The organism is Methylobacterium sp. 174MFSha1.1 (genome assembly GCF_900116815.1).
GTDB lineage: Bacteria > Pseudomonadota > Alphaproteobacteria > Rhizobiales > Beijerinckiaceae > Methylobacterium.
This window is the reverse complement of record NZ_FPCB01000015.1, coordinates 1-20,384: the sequence shown is the minus strand read 5'-3', so window position 1 is coordinate 20,384 and position 20,384 is coordinate 1. Positions and strand designations below refer to the sequence as shown.

Annotated in this window: 18 protein-coding genes and 1 pseudogene; 13 read left to right on the top strand and 6 right to left on the bottom strand. The window is 70.5% G+C overall.

All coding sequences use genetic code 11. The features are described 5' to 3' along the window. Positions 1 to 48: 48 nt before the first annotated feature. Entirely contained in the window at positions 49 to 714 is a 666-nt protein-coding gene (locus BM430_RS13885; RefSeq protein ID WP_244539489.1) for an exopolysaccharide biosynthesis polyprenyl glycosylphosphotransferase, read from the bottom strand. Between the two features lie 584 nt (positions 715 to 1,298). On the opposite strand from BM430_RS13885, the gene BM430_RS13880 reads away from it, so the two are divergent. Then, the gene (locus tag BM430_RS13880; RefSeq protein ID WP_177303042.1) at positions 1,299 to 2,684 is read left to right on the top strand and encodes a polysaccharide biosynthesis/export family protein; all 1,386 of its coding nucleotides are present in this window, start codon (positions 1,299 to 1,301) and stop codon (positions 2,682 to 2,684) included. A gap of 339 nt (positions 2,685 to 3,023) precedes the next feature. On the opposite strand, the gene BM430_RS13875 is transcribed toward BM430_RS13880, so the two are convergent. After that, positions 3,024 to 3,413 carry a hypothetical protein gene (locus BM430_RS13875; RefSeq protein ID WP_348273080.1) on the bottom strand — a complete coding sequence of 130 codons (390 nt, stop codon included), beginning with the start codon at positions 3,411 to 3,413 and terminating at the stop codon, positions 3,024 to 3,026. Between the two features lie 114 nt (positions 3,414 to 3,527). Between BM430_RS13875 and BM430_RS13870 the strand changes: the two genes are divergently transcribed. From BM430_RS13870 to BM430_RS13860, 3 genes are all read left to right on the top strand, one after another. Beyond that, positions 3,528 to 4,748, top strand: coding sequence for a GNAT family N-acetyltransferase (locus tag BM430_RS13870; protein WP_093567851.1), 1,221 nt, complete (start codon positions 3,528 to 3,530; stop codon positions 4,746 to 4,748). 259 nt (positions 4,749 to 5,007) lie between these two features. Beyond that, entirely contained in the window at positions 5,008 to 6,177 is a 1,170-nt protein-coding gene (locus BM430_RS13865) for a M20 aminoacylase family protein (RefSeq protein WP_093567850.1), read from the top strand. Between the two features lie 151 nt (positions 6,178 to 6,328). After that, a complete protein-coding gene (locus BM430_RS13860) occupies positions 6,329 to 6,760 on the top strand; it encodes an HIT family protein (RefSeq protein ID WP_093567849.1) in 432 nt (143 codons plus the stop codon). Positions 6,761 to 7,111: 351 nt separating this feature from the next. On the opposite strand, the gene rpsD is transcribed toward BM430_RS13860, so the two are convergent. The 3 genes from rpsD to murI form a co-directional block, all read right to left on the bottom strand. After that, positions 7,112 to 7,729 carry a 30S ribosomal protein S4 gene (gene rpsD / locus BM430_RS13855; protein ID WP_048430210.1) on the bottom strand — a complete coding sequence of 206 codons (618 nt, stop codon included), beginning with the start codon at positions 7,727 to 7,729 and terminating at the stop codon, positions 7,112 to 7,114. Between the two features lie 181 nt (positions 7,730 to 7,910). Further along, positions 7,911 to 8,729: an alpha/beta hydrolase gene (locus BM430_RS13850; RefSeq protein WP_244539488.1), complete on the bottom strand. Its 819-nt coding sequence runs from the start codon at positions 8,727 to 8,729 to the stop codon at positions 7,911 to 7,913. Beyond that, the gene (murI, locus tag BM430_RS13845) at positions 8,726 to 9,601 is read right to left on the bottom strand and encodes a glutamate racemase (RefSeq protein ID WP_093567848.1); all 876 of its coding nucleotides are present in this window, start codon (positions 9,599 to 9,601) and stop codon (positions 8,726 to 8,728) included. The genes BM430_RS13850 and murI overlap by 4 nt, the downstream gene beginning before the upstream one ends. A 224-nt stretch (positions 9,602 to 9,825) precedes the next feature. Here murI and egtB point away from each other — a divergent pair, with 224 nt between their 5' ends. The 4 genes from egtB (at position 9,826) to BM430_RS13825 (ending at position 13,634) form a co-directional block, all read left to right on the top strand. Continuing rightward, entirely contained in the window at positions 9,826 to 11,079 is a 1,254-nt protein-coding gene (gene egtB / locus BM430_RS13840) for an ergothioneine biosynthesis protein EgtB (RefSeq protein WP_093567847.1), read from the top strand. 68 nt (positions 11,080 to 11,147) lie between these two features. After that, entirely contained in the window at positions 11,148 to 12,134 is a 987-nt protein-coding gene (gene egtD / locus BM430_RS13835) for an L-histidine N(alpha)-methyltransferase (protein WP_093567846.1), read from the top strand. A 7-nt stretch (positions 12,135 to 12,141) separates the two neighbouring features. Continuing rightward, positions 12,142 to 12,846 carry a hypothetical protein gene (locus BM430_RS13830; protein ID WP_093567845.1) on the top strand — a complete coding sequence of 235 codons (705 nt, stop codon included), beginning with the start codon at positions 12,142 to 12,144 and terminating at the stop codon, positions 12,844 to 12,846. A 41-nt stretch (positions 12,847 to 12,887) separates the two neighbouring features. Further along, entirely contained in the window at positions 12,888 to 13,634 is a 747-nt protein-coding gene (locus BM430_RS13825) for a DnaJ domain-containing protein (protein ID WP_093567844.1), read from the top strand. Between the two features lie 307 nt (positions 13,635 to 13,941). Here the strand turns inward: BM430_RS13825 and BM430_RS13820 are convergent, their stop codons facing one another. Beyond that, positions 13,942 to 15,432 carry a D-alanyl-D-alanine carboxypeptidase gene (locus BM430_RS13820; RefSeq protein WP_093567843.1) on the bottom strand — a complete coding sequence of 497 codons (1,491 nt, stop codon included), beginning with the start codon at positions 15,430 to 15,432 and terminating at the stop codon, positions 13,942 to 13,944. Positions 15,433 to 15,728: 296 nt separating this feature from the next. Between BM430_RS13820 and BM430_RS13815 the strand changes: the two genes are divergently transcribed. The 5 genes and pseudogenes from BM430_RS13815 to BM430_RS13795 all read left to right on the top strand — a co-directional run. Further along, positions 15,729 to 16,187, top strand: a complete 459-nt coding sequence (locus BM430_RS13815; protein WP_348273079.1) for a phasin family protein — start codon at positions 15,729 to 15,731, stop codon at positions 16,185 to 16,187. 291 nt (positions 16,188 to 16,478) lie between these two features. Then, positions 16,479 to 16,862 carry an ATP-dependent Clp protease adapter ClpS gene (clpS, locus tag BM430_RS13810; RefSeq protein WP_048443496.1) on the top strand — a complete coding sequence of 128 codons (384 nt, stop codon included), beginning with the start codon at positions 16,479 to 16,481 and terminating at the stop codon, positions 16,860 to 16,862. A gap of 53 nt (positions 16,863 to 16,915) precedes the next feature. After that, on the top strand, positions 16,916 to 19,396 hold the full coding sequence (gene clpA / locus BM430_RS13805) for an ATP-dependent Clp protease ATP-binding subunit ClpA (RefSeq protein ID WP_093567841.1): 2,481 nt from the start codon (positions 16,916 to 16,918) through the stop codon (positions 19,394 to 19,396). A 232-nt stretch (positions 19,397 to 19,628) separates the two neighbouring features. Beyond that, the gene (locus BM430_RS13800; RefSeq protein ID WP_093567840.1) at positions 19,629 to 19,901 is read left to right on the top strand and encodes a hypothetical protein; all 273 of its coding nucleotides are present in this window, start codon (positions 19,629 to 19,631) and stop codon (positions 19,899 to 19,901) included. A 270-nt stretch (positions 19,902 to 20,171) separates the two neighbouring features. Continuing rightward, a pseudogene (locus tag BM430_RS13795) lies at positions 20,172 to 20,384 on the top strand (IS110 family transposase); the annotation flags it as partial.

Sequence of the window (20,384 nt, the reverse complement as noted above, 5' to 3'; positions counted from 1 at the left end):
TCGCCCGGCCGCGCGGGCGCGCAGCCGGGACACGGATGAGGGTGATGGTCAGTAGGCGGCCTGCGAGCGGAAGATCTCGCGCAAGGTCATCCCGAGGATGAGCAGGTCGAGCAGCAGCGACCAATGCTCGATATAGGCGAGATCGAGATCGACCCGGCGCTGCATCGCGGCGGCGTTCGGCGTCTCGCCGCGGCAGCCGCGCACCTGTGCCCAGCCGGTGATGCCCGGGCGCACCGCGTGGCGCTCGGCGTAGCGGGCGACCGTGCCGGTGAACTGCGCGTCGTGCGCTACCGCGTGCGGCCGCGGTCCGACCAGGGACATCGAGCCGAGGAGCACGTTCACGAGCTGGGGCAGCTCGTCGAGGCTGGTGCGGCGCAGGACGCGGCCGATGCGTGTCACCCGCGGGTCGTCGCGCCGGGCCTGGCGGACCACGCTGCCGTTCTCGCAGCAGGTCATGGTGCGGAATTTCCACACCCGGAACGGCCGGTTGCCGAGGCCGATGCGGCTCTGGCGAAACAGGACCGGCCCGCGCGAATCGCACTTGATCAGCAGCGCGACGACGAGGAGGAGCGGCAGCAGCAGGACCAGCCCGAGGGCGGCGCCGACCACGTCGAGGGCGCGCTTGGCGACCGGGCCCATCCCCGGCCGGAAGGCCGGTGCCGGGCGGACCCGAGCGATTGCGGCCGCGCTGCCGGCTTCGCCCGCGGGCGACAAGGCCAAGGTTCCGGAGGCCAAGGTTCCTGAGGCCGAGACCTGAGACGTCAGGGCTCCCGCCGTCAGAGCTCCCGGTGCCAGCAATCCCGGGGCGAGCAGGAGCGCGAGGCCGCCGGCCGGCATCGCACCTCCGAGCCCGCTTGCGGCAAGCCCCTTACTGCCAAGTTCATCACCACCGCCCACGCGGGATTGCGGTCGTGCTCCACGAGCCATGCGCCGTCTCCACCGTTAACGAGCGATTAACGATACGCAGAGGCGCGATACTCAGGTCAATTTCACCACAATATCACACGGATCTACGTTGCATCATCTTCGGTTACCTCGTTCGGGTACTGGTGTTTCATCGAAGGAAGCGAAGGTGAACAGGGGCCGGCAGGACAAGGCGCGGGGGGTGGTGCGGCCCTACCGCTTATTGGGAGGCTGCGCCGTGCGGCCGGACGGTCGAGGCTTTCCCGACAGTCACGGCAATGGAGCCCGGCGGCCGGGAGAGGGCTCGCGGGCAACCGACATCACCGGCAGCTGACACATTTGGCAGCCGATATCTCTGGCAGCCGATATCTCTGGGACGAGAAGGCCTGATCCGCATGCGAGCCGCACACCGTCTTCCCGCCTCCCTCCGGCGCGGTCTCCTCCTCGGCGCGCTCTGCCTGCCGGCCGGGCTCGCGAGCGCGGCGAACGGGCCGCGTCCCGCCATCTCCGCCCCTCCGTCGGCGCCCGCGGCGGCCGCGAGCAACCCCGCGGGGAGCCTCGCGGGCTACGCCCTCGGGCCGCTCGACCGCATCCGGCTGCGGGTGTTCGAATGGCGGGCGAGCCGCGACGAGATCTTCGCCTGGACGGCGCTGAACGACGAGTTCACCATCGGAGCCGACGGCACGCTGTCCCTGCCGATCATCGGCGACATCCCGGTGGCCGGCCTGCCGACCCGGGAGGTCGGGCGGCTGGTGGCGCGGCGCCTGCGCGACCGGATGGACCTGGCGGACCCGCCCGACACCGCGGTCGAGATCGCCGTCTACCGGCCGTTCTACATCAGCGGCGCCGTCGACAAGCCCGGGGAATACGCCTTCCGGCCGGGGCTCACGGTCGCGAAGGCGGTGGCGCTCGCCGGCGGACCGCCGCGGGTCACCGATGGCGGGCTGCTGCGCCTGGAGCGCGACGCGATCACCGCGCGGGGCGACCTCGCCGGCCTGCAGAAGGATCGCGACCAGCTCACCCTGCGGCTGGCCCGCTTCGCCGCCGAGCGCGACGACAAGCCGAAATTCGAGCCGCCGAAGGAGCTGGCCGGGCGCCCGGATCCCGGCCTGCTCGCCCTCATCGACCGCGAGACCTCGATCTTCGAGGCCCGCCGCAAGGCGCTTGCGACCCAGGTCGACGCCATCGAGGACCTCAAGCGCTTCCTGCGCCAGCAGATCGACGCGCTGAACGGCCAGCTCGCCACCATCGACACCCAGATCAAGCTGATCGCCACCGAGATCCGCAGCAACGAGCAGCTCGCCGAGCGCGGCCTCGCCACGCAGCAGCGCACCATCGCGTCCGGCCGCTCGATGGCGCAGATGGAGAGCGAGAAGCTGCGGACCACCACCGACCTCCTGCGCGCCCGCGAATCGATCTCGCGTGCCGACCTGTCGATCCTCGACCTGCGCAGCCGGCGCGCCACCGAGGTTACGGCGGAGATGCGCGACACCCAGCGCGCCCTCGAGCAGCTGAAGCCCCGGATGGAGGTCGCCGAGCGGCTGATCATCGAGGCCGAGGTCTCCGCCCCGCGCTTCCTCTCCGACCGCGCCCAGGCCCGGCGGGCGAAGCCCACCTATCGCGTCAGCCGCCAGACCGGCCCGAGCGCGCAGGAGATCGTGGCCGACGACACCACGACGCTGATGCCGGGCGATTCCGTGAGCGTCGAACTGCCCAACGTCGACCTGCCGGCGGTCTCCTGGCCGGCGCCGCGGACGGGGGCGATGACGTCGTTGAACTGAAGCATTTTCCGACGCAGTGGATGCCGGATCGTCGAATAAAATGCGGTAAAAACAAAGGCCTGTAGCACTATGCGGTAGCAGTGCGATTGAATGGTGCTCTAGCGGTTCATCCCTCGAGGAGTGACGCCACTCTTCCTGCCGCAGGAATCTTCATAGAACTCCGTGTCATTCCGGGGCCGCGAAGCGGAGCCCGGAATCCAGACACTCAGGTGGTTGAGAATGAAGTGGACCGCGTTCCGCCCTCTTCGGCACCAACTGCGGTTCTGGATCCCGGGCTCCGCTTCGCGGCCCCGGGATGACCCTGTGCGGTGGCAGCGTTGCACCCTTCCGATGAGCGAGTTACCGCCTCCGCCACCACGCGACGACCCGCTCCCACTTGGCTTCCAGCCATCGGGCCGAGCGCTCCAGCCCCGGCTTCATGCCCGGCAGATCCTCGCTGAGGAGGGCGAGGCCGAGCGGCAGCATCCACAGGCCGAAGACCGGCAGGACCGCCAGGAAGCCGCCGAGGATCAGCACCAGGGCGGCCGGGATGCGGACCCAGCGCCGGGACGGGGCGCGCAGCCAGGCGATCGCATCGCCGACCCGCTTCGGCAGGAGATCGAGCAGCCGGGCGATCCGGTCGTCCCAGGCTTGAGCCAGCGGGTTCGCGGAGCCGTGGTTTAAGGAGCCTTGCGGGTTCGGCATCGCCGGGGGGGTGCGCGGGCGCGCGGTGGTGTCGTCGGTGATCATGGCGAGAAACAAAGCGGCAAAGCGGGCGAACGGTTCCGCGCCTCCGCGCGGTCCCGCCCCTGCGAGGCCGCGCCGCATTGCCGAGCCCCCGGCCGCGACCTAACTCCGGACGTCATGGAGACAACCGGCGAAGCAGGGTGCGGCGCCACCCCGGCGGCGGGCACCTTGCAGGTCCGCGTCGTCCAGCGCATCTCTGAGATCGCGGCGGCGGACTGGGACCGCTGCGCCCTCTCGGCCGAATCGCTCGCGGGGGCGGCCGAGAGCCACAACCCCTTCGTCACCCACGCCTTCCTGTCCTCGCTCGAGGATTCGGGTTGCGTCGGCGGCCGCACCGGCTGGCTGTCCCTGCACGTCGCCGTCGAGCGCGACGGTCAGGTGATCGGCTACGCCCCCTGCTACCTGAAATCCCACTCGCAGGGCGAGTACGTGTTCGATCACGGCTGGGCCGACGCCTTCGAGCGCGCCGGCGGCCGCTACTACCCGAAGCTCCAGGTCAGCGTGCCGTTCACGCCCGTCACCGGCCCGCGCTTCCTGGTCGCCCCGGGCGAGGATCCGGAGGAGGCCACCGCCGCCCTCGTCGCGGGCCTGCGGGCGCTCCGCCGGCAGGTCGAGGCCTCGTCCATCCACGCGACCTTCCTGCCCGAAGCCGAGGCCGAGCGGGCGGGCGAACTCGGCTTCCTGCGCCGGGTCGACCAGCAGTTCCACTGGGACAATGCCGGCTACGCCACCTTCGACGATTTCCTCGGCGCGCTCGCCTCGCGCAAGCGCAAGGCGATCAAGCGCGAGCGGCGCGACGCGCTCTCGGCCGGGATCACGGTCGAGTGGGTCACCGGCTCCGACCTCACGGAGGCCCACTGGGACGCGTTCTACCGCTTCTACATGGATACCGGCTCGCGCAAATGGGGCCGTCCCTACCTCAACCGGCGCTTCTTCTCGCTCATCGGCGAGCGCATGCCCGAGCGCATCCTCCTGGTGATGGCCCGGCGCGAGGGGCAGTACGTGGCGGGCGCCATCAACCTGATCGGCGACCGCGCCCTCTACGGCCGCAACTGGGGCTGCATCGAGGACCATCCCTTCCTGCATTTCGAGGTCTGCTACTACCAGGCGATCGACTTCGCGATCGCCCGCGGGCTCGCCCGCGTCGAAGCCGGCGCGCAGGGTGAGCACAAGCTCGCCCGCGGCTACCGCCCGGTGATCACCCACTCCGTTCACGACATCGCGGATTCCGGCCTGCGTGCGGCGATCGCCGACTACCTCGCCCGCGAGGCGCGCCACGTCGAGGCGGCGGCGGAGGCCCTCGACGAGGCGACGCCGTTCCGGAAGGGCGAGGACTGATAAGATTTCCGGACGATCAGTTCGGACATCTTATCGCCAGCCCGCGCGGCGCATGAGCGAGGCCGATTTCCGCATCGCGACAGCGATTGCGCAGCAATCGCCGAGCGATCAATCGGAAATCGTATGACGCCTTCTCGCGGGGTTGTCGGGCCTCGCGGGAGTCATGCATCCGCGTGCCTGGACTTCGGTCCGCCGGCACCGGAGGATGCGCGCCGTCCGGCCCCGACCCCGGGCCGCCAGTCCGGAGCGTTTTCGTCGCATGTCCCCGATCGACCGCATCTCCGCCGACCTCGAGGCGCTCACCGCCATCCGGCGCGACTTCCACGCCCATCCGGAGCTCGGCTTCGAGGAGGTGCGCACCTCCGGCATCGTGGCCGACAAGCTCGCCTCCTGGGGGATCGAGGTCCATCGCGAGGTCGGCCGCACCGGCGTCGTCGGGGTGCTGAAGGGCCGCGGCACCAGCCCCCGGCGCATCGGCCTGCGCGCCGACATGGACGCCCTGCCGATTGAGGAGGCGACCAACCTCCCCTACCGCTCGACCGTGCCGGGCAAGATGCACGCCTGCGGCCATGACGGCCACACCACGATGCTGCTCGGGGCCGCCAAGTACCTCGCCGAGACCCGCGACTTCGACGGCACCGCGGTGTTCATCTTCCAGCCCGCGGAGGAGGGCTTAGGGGGAGCCCGCGCCATGCTGGCCGACGGGCTCTTTTCGCGCTTCCCCTGCGACGAGGTCTACGGCCTGCACAACAACCCGAGCGGACGGACCGGCGAGCTCTCGCTGCGCCCCGGCCCCGCCATGGCGGCGGCCGACTTCTTCGACATCCGCATCATCGGGCGCGGCGCCCACGGGGCGCAGCCGAACCGCGGCATCGACCCGGTCATCGTCCAGGCGGCGCTCGTCCAGGCGTTGCAGACCATCGTCAGCCGCAACGCCGACCCGCTGCAATCGGCGGTGCTCTCGATCACCCAGGTCCATGCGGGGGCGGCCTACAACGTGATCCCAGAGGAGGCCCACCTCGCCGGCACGGTCCGCACCTTCGACGACGACATCCGCGCGCTGATCGCCAAGCGCATGCGCGAGATCGCGGCTGGCGTGGCCGCGACCTTCGGGGCCGAGATCACCGTCGAGATCAACGACATCTTCTCGGTCCTGCGCAACAGCGAGGAACAGACCCGCGCCGCCGCCGCGGTCGCCACCGAATTGTTCGGCGCCGCCAAGGTCGACACCGCGCCGGAGCCGAAGATGGGCAGCGAGGACTTCGCCGACATGCTGCACGCGGTGCCGGGCGCCTATGCCTGGCTCGGGGGCAAGGCCGGGGCGAACCTGCACAACGCCGCCTTCGACTTCGACGACGCGATCATCCCGCTCGGTGCGGCGTATTTCGCGCGGCTGGTCGAGACGCGCTCGGCGGCCGCCGCCGGCTGAGGCTGGTTCCGGGCGCACGGACGTTCGGATAAGGTCCTGGCGACGCCATCTCCCTGCGTCACCCCGGGGTCCGCTCGTGCGGCCTCGGGGCGACCCGCGGGGTGGCAGCAACGGTGATCGAGCCGTGCAATCCCCGACAGGAAACCGTGCGATGACCGAGACCGCCTACGACTCCCAGAACATCTTCGGCAAGATCCTGCGGGGCGAGGTGCCCTGCCACAAAGTCTACGAGAACGAGCACGTCGTCGCGTTCATGGACGTGATGCCCCAGGCCGACGGTCACACCCTGGTGGTGCCGAAGATCCCGAGCCGCAACCTCCTCGACGCGGACCCAGCCACCCTCGGCCACCTCTACGCCGCGGTGCAGACCGTGGCACGGGCGGCGAAGGCGGCTTTCGCGGCCGACGGCGTCGCGGTCTACCAGTACAACGAGGCGGCGGCCGGCCAGACGGTGTTCCACCTCCACGTCCATGTCCTGCCCCGGCACGAGGGCGTGGCGCCGCGCCGGCACGTCGAGGGGATGGCGGATCCGGCGGTGTTGGCGGAGCACGCGGAGAAGATCCGGGCGGTGCTGAAGGGCTGATCCGGCCTCGTTGATGCAACTCCAATCAAGAGGGGCGCGGGTTTTCTCCTCTCCCCGCGGGCGGGGAGAGGGCTGCGTCCCCGTGCAGGGGATGCAGCAAGCGGAGGCGCAGCCGGAGCGAGGGTGAGGGGGCGGTTCCGGAGGAGCCTCACACGGAGACACCCCCTCACCCTCGCCCTACGGGCTCGCCATGCTCCCTGAACGGGAGCATGGCCCTCTCCCCGCCCGCGGGGAGAGGAGAAGCCCGTGCCTCTTGTTTCTCTGGATCGTTTATCAATTCGGGAAAAACAAAAAAGAAAAGCCGCCCTCGCGGGCGGCTCTCCAGAACTCTCGACCTCTGCGTCGCTTAGATCAGCGCGAGTAGAACTCGATGACCAGGTTCGGCTCCATCTGCACCGGGTACGGCACCTCGGACAGGGTCGGCACGCGGGTCATGCGCGCGGTCATCTTGCCGTGGTCGACCTCGATGTAGTCGGGCACGTCGCGCTCGGCGAGCTGGCTCGCCACGAGGACGATCTCGAGCTGCTTGGACGATTCCTTGATCTCGATCACGTCGTCCGGCTTGACGAGGTAGCTCGGGATGTTGACGCGCACGCCGTTCACCCGGATGTGGCCGTGGTTCACGAACTGGCGGGCGGCGAACGGGGTCGCCACGAACTTCGAGCGGTAGACCACCGCGTCGAGGCGGCGCTCGAGCAGGCCGACCAGGTTCTCGCCCGAGTCGCCGCGCAGGCGGATCGCCTCGGCGTAGTACCGGCGGAACTGCTTCTCGGTGATGTTGCCGTAGTAGCCCTTGAGCTTCTGCTTGGCGCGCAGCTGCGTGCCGAAGTCGGACATCTTGCCCTTGCGGCGCTGGCCGTGCTGGCCCGGGCCGTACTCGCGGCGGTTCACGGGGCTCTTCGGGCGGCCCCAGATGTTCTGGCCCATGCGGCGATCGAGCTTGTGCTTCGCCTGAACGCGTTTCGACATCGCGTGTCCTCTAGAACTGTTTCATCACGTATTGAGAGGAACGCGCCCTCCTCCCCCCCGAATCCGGGGCGACAGAGCGGCCGTGACGAGCCGCTCGCGGGTGCGCAAAATGTTTCGGGGCCCCGAACCGGAGCCCCGCGAACCGGGCGCTCTTAGGCGACAAAGCGTGTGGGGTCAAGACTCAAGGGTCCGGCCGGAACCGGGCCTCGGCCTCCGCGTCCCGTCTTCCCAGGATGGAGACGTGGTCGCCCGGCACCTCCACGAAGTCGGCGCGCGCGGCGCGCGCGAGCCGGGCGCCGTACTTCGCCGGGATCACCGGGTCGGCATCGCCGTGCACGATCAGGACCGGGACGTCGAGCGCGCCGACGACCCGGTCGGAATGCCAGGTATCGGAGAGGAGGCCCGCCGGCAGGAAGCGGAAGTGGTGGCGCGCCATCGCGGTCATCGAGTCGAACGGCGCTTCGAGGTAGAGCCCCCGGAGGCCCGCCGCCCCGGCGCGGGCCGCCACCGCGACCGCCACCGCCGCGCCGAGGGAATGGCCGTGCAGCAGCACCGGGGCGCCGGGCGCCCGACGCCGCGCTTCCGCCAGGGCCGCCAGCCCGTCGGCGATCAGCCCGGCCTCGCTCGGCCGCCCGGTCGAGCCCGGATAGCCGCGATAGGCCGGCGCCATCACGCCCCATCCGTGGACCCGCCAGGGCCCGGCGGCGAAGCGCTCCGCGTGCCATTCGGGCAGCGAGGCGTTGCCGTGGAACGTCACCACCACGCCGGCGCCCGGAGCGGGCGCGAGCCAGAGGGCGCGCAGGCGCTCGCCGTCCGCCGTCGCCAGCGCGATCGTCTCGACGCCCGGCAGCCGCGCGCCGGTCGCCGGGACCGGGCCGCCCTGGCCCGGATAGAGCAGGCTGCGCTGGAACCACCAGAACGCGGCGATCACCGCGCCGTACAGGACGATGACCGCGACGAGCAGGCCGGCCGCGAGCAAAGCCAGCCGGGCGAGGCTCACTGGAGGACGAGCGGCATCGCCTGGAGCGCGACCTCGGCGATGCCACGCTCGCCGAGGGCCGCGCGCAAGGCGGGCGTCAGCCGGTCGCCGGAGGTGAAGGCGGCGAGGACCGGGCCCGGGACGTCGTCGCCGAATCCCCGCGCGGGACCGCCGATCAGCTGGGTCATGCGCCGGGCGATCGCCGGGGCGGGGTCGATCCAGGTCACCGGCCAGGGCGCGATCGCCTGGTAGCGGGCGAGCAGCAGGGGATAGTGGGTGCAGGCGAGCACCACCACGTCGGTGCGCCCCGCCTCGCCCTCGACGAAGCACGGACCGATCTCGGCCCAGAGGTCGGCGTCCGAGACCGGCAGCCCGGAGAGCGCCGTCTCGGTGAGGGCCGCGAGGCCCGTCGCGCCGACGAGGGTGACCCGGCAGCCGGCGGCGTAGGTGTCGATCAGCTCGCGGGTATAGTCGCGCCGCACGGTGCCGGGCGTGGCGAGCACGCTGACGAGGCCCGAACGGGTCGCGGCGGCCGCCGGCTTGATCGGCGGCACGGTGCCGACGAACGGGATGTCGAAGCGCTGGCGCAGGGCCGGCAGCACCAGGGTCGAGGCGGTGTTGCAGGCCACCACAACGAGATCGGGGGCGTGGGCCGCGATCAGCCGCTCCATCACGGTGAGCACGCGGGCCACCAGCACTGGCTCGGCGAGGCCGCCATACGGGAAGGCGGCGTCGTCGGCGGCGTAGACCACCCGGGCGTCGGGCCGGGCGCGCCGCACCTCGGCGAGCACCGTAAGGCCGCCGAGGCCGGAATCGAACACGAGGACCACGGGGGCACGGGTGATCGGCGCCAGGGGCGCCGCGGCAGTGCCGGCCATCAGATCGAACCGCATGAGAGGCTTTGACCGAGAGGGATGAGAGGTTGCCGGCGAGAGTCCGGCGGGCTCGTTAAGGCTTGGTCAAAGCGGCGGCAAAATGGCCCCGCTTCCCCCGTGACGCACCGTCCGAAGCGTCGCCGTACGGGAGCCAAGCTGCGCGGTAACGCCGCGCCGGAGAAACGAGTTCCCCGGACCCGCGTTGAGCGTGGACAATCCGTCTACGCATAAGGGACGATCCGATGGCAGCGACCGCGACCGCGCAGGTCAGAGACACGCGCCCCGCGTTTCCCCCGCCCCCCGTCGGTGCCCGCCCGGTCGACCGGGCGGCCTGGATCGCGGCCTTCCGGCACGTCCGCGACGAGACCGAGCGCCGCGCCGCGCCGCTCTCGCCGGAGGACCAGCAGGTCCAGTCGATGCCGGATGCGAGCCCGACCAAGTGGCACCGCGCCCACACGACCTGGTTCTTCGAACAGTTCCTTCTGACGGCGATGGTGCCGGGCTACACGGTCTTCGACGAGCGCTTCTTCTACCTGTTCAACTCCTACTACGTGCAGGCGGGTCCGCGCGCGCCGCGGATCAGCCGCGGCCTCGTGACCCGGCCGACCTGCGACGAGGTGGCGGCCTACCGCGCCCATGTCGACGCCGCCGTCGCCGACCTGATCGGGAGCGCCCGCGAGGCGCAACTGCCCGAGATCGTCGGCATCGTCGAGATCGGCCTGCATCACGAGCAGCAGCACCAGGAGCTGATGCTCACCGACATCCTGCACGCCTTCGCGCAGAACCCGCTCCTGCCGGCCTACGACGCAGGTTGGCGCTGGCCCGACTTGTCGCAGCGCTCCGGCCAGGTCGCCCTCGATGGCGGCGTGACGCAGATGGGACATGCCGGCGAGGGCTTCCACTTCGACAACGAGGAGCCGCGCCACGACGTGCTGCTGCGGCCGGCAACCCTGGAGCGCGCCCTCGTCACCAACGGCGAGTGGCTCGAATTCATGCAGGACGGCGGCTACGCCAAGCCGGAGCTGTGGCTCTCGGACGGGTACGTGGCGGCGCAAGACCAGGGCTGGGATGCGCCGGGCTACTGGCGCCAAGCCGACGGCGTGTGGTCGAGCATGACGCTCGCCGGGCTGAAGCCCGTCGATCCGGCCCTGCCGGTGACCCATGTGAGCTACTACGAGGCCGACGCCTTCGCCCGCTGGGCCGGGCGCGACCTGCCGACGGAGGCCGAGTGGGAGGAGGCGAGCGGCTCGCTGGACGCCGCCTTCGGCCATGTCTGGCAATGGACCCGCAGCGCCTATTCCGCCTATCCGGGCTACCGTCCGCTGCCCGGCGCGCTCGGCGAGTACAACGGCAAGTTCATGGTCAGCCAGTTCGTGCTGCGCGGCTCGTCCGTGGCGACGCCGCAGGGCCACAGCCGGCAGACCTACCGGAACTTCTTCTATCCCCATCAGCGCTGGCAGTTCACGGGCCTGCGTCTATCTCACTACGGCGCGTGAGGCGCGGCCGGACGTGCCTCGATTCGGGCGCCCGCGAGGGCGCCCGCCCGATCTCGGAGTAACAGCTCGTGAACGCTCCCGTTCCCCACCTCGCGCCCGCCGCCCCCCTCGCGGGCGCCGATCGCGGCTTCCTGCAGGACGTGCTCGCGGGCCTCGGCTCTCCCCGCAAGCACCTCTCCGCCAAGTACTTCTACGACCGGCGCGGCTCCGAGCTGTTCGAGGCGATCACCCGCCTGCCGGAATATTATCCCACCCGCACCGAGCTCGCGATCCTCGATCGGTACGGCCCCGAGATCGGCGCCGGCCTGCCGCCGGGTGCGGCGCTCGTCGAGTTCGGCAGCGGCTCCACCGCCAAGGTGCGGCGCCTGCTGCCCCACCTCCCCGACCTCGCGGCCTACGTGCCGGTCGACGTCTCGGAGGAGTTCCTGCGCAGCGAGGCGGAGGAACTCGGCCGCGACTTCCCGCGCCTGCGGGTCGAGCCGGTGGCGGCGGACTTCACCAGGCCCTTCCCCCTGCCCGACGACCTGAGGGACGCGCCGAAGGCCGGCTTCTTCCCGGGCTCGACGATCGGCAATTTCGAGCCCGAGCTGGCCGCGGGCCTCCTCGGCAGCTTCGCCCGCACGCTCGGGCCCGATGCCACGCTCGTCGTCGGCATCGACCTCGTGAAGGACAAGGCGGTGCTCGACGCGGCCTACGACGATTCGGCCGGGGTGACGGCGGCGTTCAACCTCAACCTGCTCGCCCGGATCAACCGCGAGCTGAACGCCGATTTCGACCTCGACGCCTTCGCACACCAGGCCTTCTTCGACGAGAACCTGGGGCGGATCGAGATGCACCTCGTGAGCCGGCGCAGCCAGCTCGTCACCGTGGCGGGCGTGCCGTTCCATTTCGGCTCCGGCGAGACGATCCACACCGAGAACAGCTACAAGTACACGGTGCCGGGCTTCCGGGCGCTGGCCCGCGGCGCCGGCTGGGAGCACCGGAGCGTCTGGATCGATCCGGACGGGCTGTTCTCGGTCCACGCGCTCACCGCCAGCACCATCCGCCGGCACTGAGCGGGCGATGGGCGACCGCGACCTCGACCGTGCGCGGAATGCTGCGGTCGACGCCTTCCTGGAGACGGCGCGGCAGGTCGCCGCGCCGTCTCCAGGATCGGGCGGCGCGCCGCGGCTGATCTTCGCCCTCGACGCGACGATGAGCCGGCAGCCGACCTGGGACCTCGCCTGCGGGGTCCAGGCCGGGATGTTCGAGGCGACCGCCCGGCTCGGCGGCCTTTCGGTGCAGCTCGTCTACTTCCGGGGGTTCGACGAGTGCCGGGCCTCGCGCTTCGTCGCCGATGCCCGCGCGCTCACCGGCCTGATGCGGGGCGTGACCTGCCAGGGCGGCCGCACCCAGATCGGCCGCGTGCTGCGCCACGCCCGCAACGAGGCCTCGCGCGGCCCGGTCAAGGCTCTGATCCTGGTCGGCGACGCGATCGAGGAGGACATCGACGACCTCTGCGGCGTCGCGGGCGAACTCGGCCTGCTCGGCCTGCCGGCCTTCTGCTTCCATGAAGGGCCCGACCCGGATGTCGCCGCGGGGTTTTCCGAGATCGCCCGGCTGAGCGGGGGCGTGTCGGCGCGGTTCGACCTCGCGGCGCCCGACGTGCTGGCGGCGCTCCTGCGCGCCGCGGCCCTCTACGCCACGCGGGGACTCGACGGATTGCGTCTCGCCGCGCATGAGGATGCGGCGGCGCGCCGGCTCCTCGCCGGCATGACCGGCGGGTAGACAGGGGTTCCCTGCGCGCATCTGAGGGTGGTAGAAGACGGATGATCGCCCTAGGCCTCGGTGTCCTGGTCCTCGTCGGCCTGTGGTGGCTCGGCCGCCATTACTCCACCGCGAACCCCTCGACGATCGCGCGGATGATCCGCCAAGCCGGCGGCTGGCTGGCCCTCGCCGCGGCCGCCCTCCTGTTCCTGCGCGGGCGCTTCGACATGGCCGGCGCGCTCGGCCTCGGCGGCGCCTGGCTGCTCGGCTGGCGCCAGGGCTCTCCCCTTCCCTTCGGGCTCGGCAAGTACGGCCTCGGCAAGTTCGGTCTCGGCAGTGCCGGCCCGCGGCCGGACGCCGTCTCGCGGGTGCGCTCCGCCATGCTGGAGATGGAGCTCGACCACGCCTCCGGGGCGATGCGCGGCACGGTGCTGGCCGGGCCACTCGCGGGTCACGCCCTCGACGCCCTGGCCCCGCCCATCCTCGCGTCGCTGCTCGCCGAGTGCCGCACCGGCGACCCGGACGGCGCCCGCCTGCTAGAGGCTTATCTGGACCGCCGGTCTCCCGGATGGCGCGTAGACGCTGAGGCTGACCGCGACACGCGGCCGGGCGGCGCGGCGCAGCCAGGGCCGATGACGGAGGAGGAGGCCTATCAGATCCTGGGGCTTCAGCGCGGGGCGCCCCTCGAGGAGGTGCGCCGGGCGCACCGGACTCTCATGAAGCGGCTTCACCCGGACCAGGGCGGGTCCGACTACCTGGCGGCCCGCGTCAACGCGGCCAAGGACTTTCTGCTCAACCGACATCGCTGAAACTCCACGCGCGTGTCGACGGAGCCGCGGCAGGGATGCGCCGCGGCGGGGATGTGGTGCTGATTGTGATAGACTTGGCGCGGGATCCCCTCTCCCGTGTGGGAGAGCGGTAGGGGCGATCGAAGATCGCGCGAGGGTGGAACGGTGCAGCAACAAGTCTGAACCGTTGAGCTGCGCAGCTCGACGCTCGGTGCCTAATCCTGGACCCGAGCCACCCTCACCCCTGTCCCCTCTCCCACTCGGGAGAGGGGGACCCGCGCTCATATGTTTTGCGGGGAGCCTCGCCCTTCGCGGAATGCGAAGACCTTCAGCTCCGGGTCGCGAAGCAGGTGAAGCCGTTGCGCTTCAGCGCCCGGCAGGCGTCCTGCGCGGCCTCGGCCTCGGAGAAGCCGGAGAACCGGGCGCGGAACAGCGTGGTGCCGCCATGGGTCACCCGCTCGGTGAACGGAGCGGCCTTGCCCAGCGCCGAACCGCTGCGCTGGCGCGCGTCGGCGAGCATCGACTTCGCCTTGCCCTCGTCGTCCATGGCGCCGAGCTGGATCACCCAGGGCGTCACGCTGACGGGCTTCGCCGCCGGTGCCGCGGTCTCGCGCAGCGGGGCCGGAGCCCGGGCCTCGCCGGGCTCGGAAGCCGGCAGGCGCGAGGCGTACTTGCCGTTCGCGGCCGGGAAGGCGGCCGTGGCGGCCGGCGCGTAGGCCTGGGCGCTCGCCGGCACGGCCCCGGGGGCGCCGGCGCGCCACTTCGGCGAACCTTGCGGCGTGGCGCCGCCGCGGGGCGCGATGTCGAGGGGCTGGCCGGTGGAATTCGTGGTCTCGACCGCGTCGTCCTCGTCGGCGGAGGCCACGAGGGTACGGGTCGCGACCGGGCGCTCGGCGACCACGGCGGGGCGCGGCCGCTCGGCCACCTCGACCACCGGGGCCGCGGTGCGGGCGCCCGCATAGGCCACCGGCAGGTTGGCCTGGACGAGCTTGGCCATGATGTTGTCGCGGCTCGCCACCGACTTGCCGCCGAGCACCACCGCCACGATGTGGCGGCCGTCGGTGCGGGCCGAGGTCATCAGGTTGAAGCCCGAATCGCGGGTGTAGCCGGTCTTGATGCCGTCGACGCCCTCGACCCGGCCGAGCAGGTGGTTGTGGTTGCCGATCACCCGGCCCTTGAAGGCGAAGGAGCGGGTCTGGAAGTAGCGGTAGTATTTCGGGAACCGGTCCTGGATCGCACGCGCCAGGATCGTCAGGTCGCGCGCCGTGGTGATCTGGTCGGAATCCGGCAGGCCCGAGGCGTTGGCGTAGTGCGTGCGGCTCATGCCGAGCGAATGCGCCTTGCGGGTCATCATCTCGGCGAAGGCGGCCTCCGAGCCGGCGATGTTCTCGCCGATGGCGCAGGCGATGTCGTTGGCCGACTTCGTCACCAGCGCCTTGATCGCCTCCTCGACCGTCACGGTCGAGCCGGGGCGCACGCCGAGCTTGGACGGCGGCATCCGGGCGGCGTTGGCCGAGACCGTCAGCGGGGTGTCGAGCTCCATCTTGCCGCGTTCGAGCTGCTCGAACAGCAGGTAGAGCGTCATCACCTTGGTGATCGAGGCCGGATGGCGCAGGGCGTCCTCGTTGACCGCGTGCATCACGCGGCCGGTCTTGGCATCCACCACCATCGCGGCGTAGGGCGGATTGTACCCGCCCCCGCCGCCGTGGTGGGCCCGCCTACGCGCCTCGGCGGGCGAGGCGGTGAGCGCCGTCAGCACCGCCGCGGCGGCGAGCACGGCCGGCAACGCGGGTCCAGATTGGCCGTGAACGCAACGCATCACGCTACTACCCCGTTCGACTGAAAGGGGCGCCCGCGACGTGGGCGGCGCCCTCAAGACCGATGGCGCCTCCCCGGAAACGGCGTGGCGCAGCGGCATCACTGTCAATCAGGCTAGGCAGGCGCGGTTACGCCCCGGTTAACCGCCGGCAAATTCCGATGCTCGAATTCGCTCATTGTGCGCCGCACAATCGGCTCTTGACGAATTTTGTGCGCTGCACATATTGCAGGTCAGCGGGGCGCGACGCGCGGGCGCCCTGCCGATGCCCTGACCGCCGCGCGAGGAGGGGCGCCCCCTTGAGGCGCCGCCACACCATGAACCAGCAGAACATCAACCAGCAGGCCGAGGCCGCCCAGAAGTTCGGCAAGGACGGCATGGACGCGATGCTGCGCAGCTTCGGCACCCTGTCGAAGGCGAGCCAGGCCATCGCCGTCGAGGCGACCGACTTCGCCAAGCAGTCGTTCGAGCACGGCACCGCCACCCTCGAGAAGCTCGCCGGCGTGCGCTCGCTCGACAAGGCGCTCGAGATCCAGACCGAGTACATGAAGACCTCGTACGAGCGTCTCGTGGCTCAGAGCCAGAAGATGACCGAGCTCTACCAGAACCTCGCCAAGGAGATGGTGAAGCCGTTCGAGGGCTTCGCCGCCAAGGCTCAGGAGCAGGCGTTCAAGGCGCAGGACCGCGCCGTCGGCATGGCCAAGGACGGCCTGCGGAAGGTCGAGGACGAGTCCAACAAGTTCAACGACGCCGCGTAATCGCGCGTCACGCGAGAGCGGACGGCCTCCGGGCCGCCGCTCCACCATTGAGACTGCGATGCGACCGGCACGGGCCCCGTGCCGGTCGCGCGCGTTTCAGGCCCTCCTTGAGGAGCCTGCACGACAAGAGCGCGCAGCCGACTGGCGAAGCGCCGACTCGGCCTATAGATTAGGCTCGGCACCGGCAGCCGACGTGATAGGCTGCCGTCCCGCACGACCACCCGAGCCCCCGTCCGCGGGAGTCCGGTGCGGTTTCAGCGCGGTCGCCAGAGCGAGGTCGGTACGATTCAGATGGCTCAGGTCCCGAGGCAGGGAGAACCCTCCACCAGGCCGGTCGCGGCCAATCCCCGCGCCCCCGGGAACGGAAACGGCGACGGGCGATCGGGAACCGCCGTGATCACGCGGACGAAGCCGCGCACCAAGCGGCCCAACCTCTACCGCGTGCTGCTCCTCAACGACGACTACACCCCGATGGAATTCGTGGTCCACGTGGTCGAGCGCTTCTTCAACAAGTCGCGCGAGGACGCGACTCGCATCATGCTGCACGTTCACCAGAACGGCGTCGGCGAGTGCGGCATCTTCACCTACGAGGTCGCCGAGACCAAGGTGACGCAGGTCATGGACTTTGCGCGGAAACACCAACATCCTCTGCAATGCGTCATGGAAAAGAAATAGGCACCAGCCGAGACGGACCCTGACCAAGACAGGCACCAGCAAAGAGGCCCGCTTTGCCCAGCTTCTCACGCAGCCTTGAACAAGCTCTTCACCGCGCCCTGGCGCTGGCGGGCGAGCGCCGACACGAATACGCCACGCTCGAGCACCTCCTGCTGGCCCTGGTCGACGACCAGGACGCGGCCGCGGTCATGCGGGCCTGCAACGTCGATGTCGACCTGCTCAAGCGCAACCTCGTCGAGTACATCGACACCGAACTCGCCAACCTGACCGGCGACGGGCGCCAGGACGCCAAGCCCACGGCGGGCTTCCAGCGCGTGATCCAGCGCGCGGTGATCCACGTGCAGTCCTCCGGCCGCGAGGAGGTTACCGGCGCCAACGTGCTCGTGGCGATCTTCGCCGAGCGCGAGAGCCACGCCGCCTACTTCCTGCAAGAGCAGGACATGACCCGCTACGACGCGGTCAACTACATCAGCCACGGCATCGCCAAGCGCCCCGGCCTGTCCGAGGGCAAGCCGGTGCGCGGCGCCGACGAGGACGGCCCGACGGAGCGCCCGAGCGGCCCCGAGGACGAGCGCGGCGGCCAGAAGAAGAAGGGCGACGCCCTCGACGCCTACTGCGTCAACCTCAACAAGAAGGCCCGCGAGGGCAAGATCGACCCGCTGATCGGCCGCGAGACCGAGGTCCAGCGCACGATCCAGGTGCTGTGCCGCCGGCAGAAGAACAACCCGCTGCTGGTGGGCGATCCCGGCGTCGGCAAGACCGCGATCGCCGAGGGGCTGGCGCGCAAGATCATCCAGCACGAGGTGCCGGAGGTCCTGGCCGACGCGACCGTGTTCTCCCTCGACATGGGGACGCTGCTCGCCGGCACCCGCTACCGGGGCGACTTCGAGGAGCGCCTCAAGCAGGTGATGAAGGAGATCGAGGCGCATCCGAACGCCATCATGTTCATCGACGAGATCCACACGGTGATCGGCGCCGGTGCGACCTCGGGCGGCGCGATGGACGCCTCGAACCTGCTCAAGCCGGCTCTGGCCTCCGGCTCGCTCCGCTGCATCGGCTCGACCACCTACAAGGAGTACCGCCAGTACTTCGAGAAGGACCGCGCCCTGGTGCGCCGGTTCCAGAAGATCGACGTCAACGAGCCGTCGATCCCCGACGCGATCGAAATCCTCAAGGGCCTGCGCCCGTCCTTCGAGGAGTTCCACAAGCTCAAGTACACGACCGAGGCGGTGAAGGCCGCGGTCGAGCTGTCGGCCCGCTACATCAACGACCGCAAGCTGCCGGACAAGGCGATCGACGTGATCGACGAGACCGGCGCCTCGCAGATGCTGGTGCCGGAGGGCCGCCGCAAGCGCACGATCGGCGTGAAGGAGATCGAGGCGACCATCGCCACGATGGCCCGCATTCCCCCGAAGACCGTCTCGAAGGACGACGCGGAGGTGCTCGCCCACCTCACCGACAACCTGAAGCGGGTGGTCTACGGCCAGGACGCCGCGATCGACGCGCTGACCGCCTCGATCAAGCTCGCCCGGGCGGGCCTGCGCGATCCCGACAAGCCGATCGGCGCCTACCTGTTCGCCGGCCCGACCGGCGTCGGCAAGACGGAGGCCGCCAAGCAGCTCGCGTCGAGCCTCGGCGTCGAGATGCTGCGCTTCGACATGTCGGAATACATGGAGCGGCACACCGTCTCGCGGCTGATCGGCGCCCCTCCGGGCTATGTCGGCTTCGACCAGGGTGGCCTCCTCACCGACGGCATCGATCAGCACCCGCATTGCGTGCTGCTGCTCGACGAGATCGAGAAGGCCCACCCGGACCTGTTCAACATCCTGTTGCAGGTGATGGACCACGGCAAGCTCACCGACCATAACGGCAAGCAGGTCGATTTCCGCAACGTCATCATCATCATGACGACGAATGCGGGCGCGGCCGACCTCGCCAAGGCGGCGTTCGGCTTCACCCAGAACAAGCGGACCGGCGACGACCAGGAGGCGATCAACCGCCTGTTCGCCCCGGAATTCCGCAACCGCCTCGACGCGACCGTGTCCTTCGGGCACCTGCCGAAGACCGTGGTGGCCAAGGTCGTCGACAAGTTCGTGCTCCAGCTCGAGGCGCAGCTCGCCGACCGCAACGTCACGATCGAGCTCTCCGACGAGGCGCGGGACTGGCTGGTCGAGAACGGCTACGACGAGGCCATGGGCGCCCGCCCGATGGCCCGCCTGATCCAGTCGACCATCAAGACCCCGCTCGCCGACGAGGTGCTGTTCGGCAAGCTCAAGGACGGCGGTGCCGTCCGGGTGATCGTCAAGCGGCCCGACGGCGAGAAGCCGAGCCTCGGCTTCGTCTTCCCGGCCGGTCCGGTGACGCCGCGGCCCGAGAAGGACGTGACGATCGCGGCCAAGAAGGCGGCCAAGAACGCCGCCAAGAAGCAGAAGCGCCCCCGCGCCGCCGCGCCGAAGAAGCCGAAGGACGGCGGCTCGGGCGGCGGCGAGGGCGGGGTCCGCACGGTGCCGAAGGTGCCGCTGGTCCGGGCCTGATCCGGACGGGGCCGGGGGCGAGAGCCCTCGGCCGCGCGGATCGCAGGCTGCCCCCTCGATCCCGGACCGCCTCCCGTGTATGAGGTTCCGCGAGACGCGCACATCCCGGCGGGGCCTCCCCGCCGGGATGTGCATTTGAGGCCCCGGCCGCCCTCGCGGCGCCCCGGGGCCCCCGTGACGGATGCGCCAGGGCTCGCGGGCCCGGCTGCCCAGGAAGCGTGAGACGATCTCCATGAGCGGTGATCTGAACGAGGGGCCCCTCGCCCCGGCCGCGACGGTGACCCCACCCTCCCCGAAGCTGACGGGGCGCGAGAAGCGGCGCCAGCGCCGCCGCCGCCGCAAGATCGGCGAGGAGATCTTAGGGTGGATCCTGGTGCCGCTGATCCTGTTCGCCTGCTACTGGTCGATCAATGCCGGCTTCGCCTTCTTCGGCACCACGCCGGGCGCGGTGTTCGACCAGCTGAAGCAGGTGAAGACCCAGCTGGAGAAGCGGGAATCGCGGTAGGCCGTGTTGAATACCGAGAGCGGTATTTGATCGGCGTGAGCGGACAGAATTGAAACCCGTTGCGTCATTCCGGGCCGCGCAGCGGAACCCGGAATCCATCAACGCTGAGCTTTCAGAAGAGTCCGAACGCGCACCGCCTCATCCGAATCCGTCGGCGGTTATGGATCCCGGGTTCCGCTGCGCGGCCCCGGGATGTTGGGGTGGACGGCCCCCGCCGGCATCATAAGTGCCAGGTTGAGGTCGTCTGACACCCAACCGAGGAGACCGTCCGTGACGCAGATTAGCATCATCGGCCTGGACATCGCCAAGTCCGTCTTCCAGTTCGAGGCCCAGGACGCGCAGGGCGCCGTGGTGAGCACCGAACGCGTCTCGCGCGACAAGCTGCTGCCGGCGCTCAAGAAGATCCCCGCCACCATCGTGGCGATGGAGGCCTGCGCCACCGCCCATCACTGGGCGCGCCAGATCCGGGCTCTGGGCCACGAG

Bases quoted from the DNA above. Each gene is read 5' to 3' on its own strand.
- BM430_RS13830 (WP_093567845.1), top strand. From the start codon at position 12,142: ATGGGCGACCGCGACCTCGACCGTGCGCGGAATGCTGCGGTCGACGCC.
- BM430_RS13880 (WP_177303042.1), top strand. From the start codon at position 1,299: ATGCGAGCCGCACACCGTCTTCCCGCCTCCCTCCGGCGCGGTCTCCTC.
- BM430_RS13865 (WP_093567850.1), top strand. From the start codon at position 5,008: ATGTCCCCGATCGACCGCATCTCCGCCGACCTCGAGGCGCTCACCGCC.
- murI (WP_093567848.1), bottom strand. From the start codon at position 9,601: ATGCGGTTCGATCTGATGGCCGGCACTGCCGCGGCGCCCCTGGCGCCG.
- egtB (WP_093567847.1), top strand. From the start codon at position 9,826: ATGGCAGCGACCGCGACCGCGCAGGTCAGAGACACGCGCCCCGCGTTT.
- BM430_RS13870 (WP_093567851.1), top strand. From the start codon at position 3,528: ATGGAGACAACCGGCGAAGCAGGGTGCGGCGCCACCCCGGCGGCGGGC.
- clpS (WP_048443496.1), top strand. From the start codon at position 16,479: ATGGCTCAGGTCCCGAGGCAGGGAGAACCCTCCACCAGGCCGGTCGCG.
- BM430_RS13825 (WP_093567844.1), top strand. From the start codon at position 12,888: ATGATCGCCCTAGGCCTCGGTGTCCTGGTCCTCGTCGGCCTGTGGTGG.
- rpsD (WP_048430210.1), bottom strand. From the start codon at position 7,729: ATGTCGAAACGCGTTCAGGCGAAGCACAAGCTCGATCGCCGCATGGGC.
- BM430_RS13820 (WP_093567843.1), bottom strand. From the start codon at position 15,432: ATGCGTTGCGTTCACGGCCAATCTGGACCCGCGTTGCCGGCCGTGCTC.
- BM430_RS13860 (WP_093567849.1), top strand. From the start codon at position 6,329: ATGACCGAGACCGCCTACGACTCCCAGAACATCTTCGGCAAGATCCTG.
- BM430_RS13800 (WP_093567840.1), top strand. From the start codon at position 19,629: ATGAGCGGTGATCTGAACGAGGGGCCCCTCGCCCCGGCCGCGACGGTG.
- BM430_RS13875 (WP_348273080.1), bottom strand. From the start codon at position 3,413: ATGATCACCGACGACACCACCGCGCGCCCGCGCACCCCCCCGGCGATG.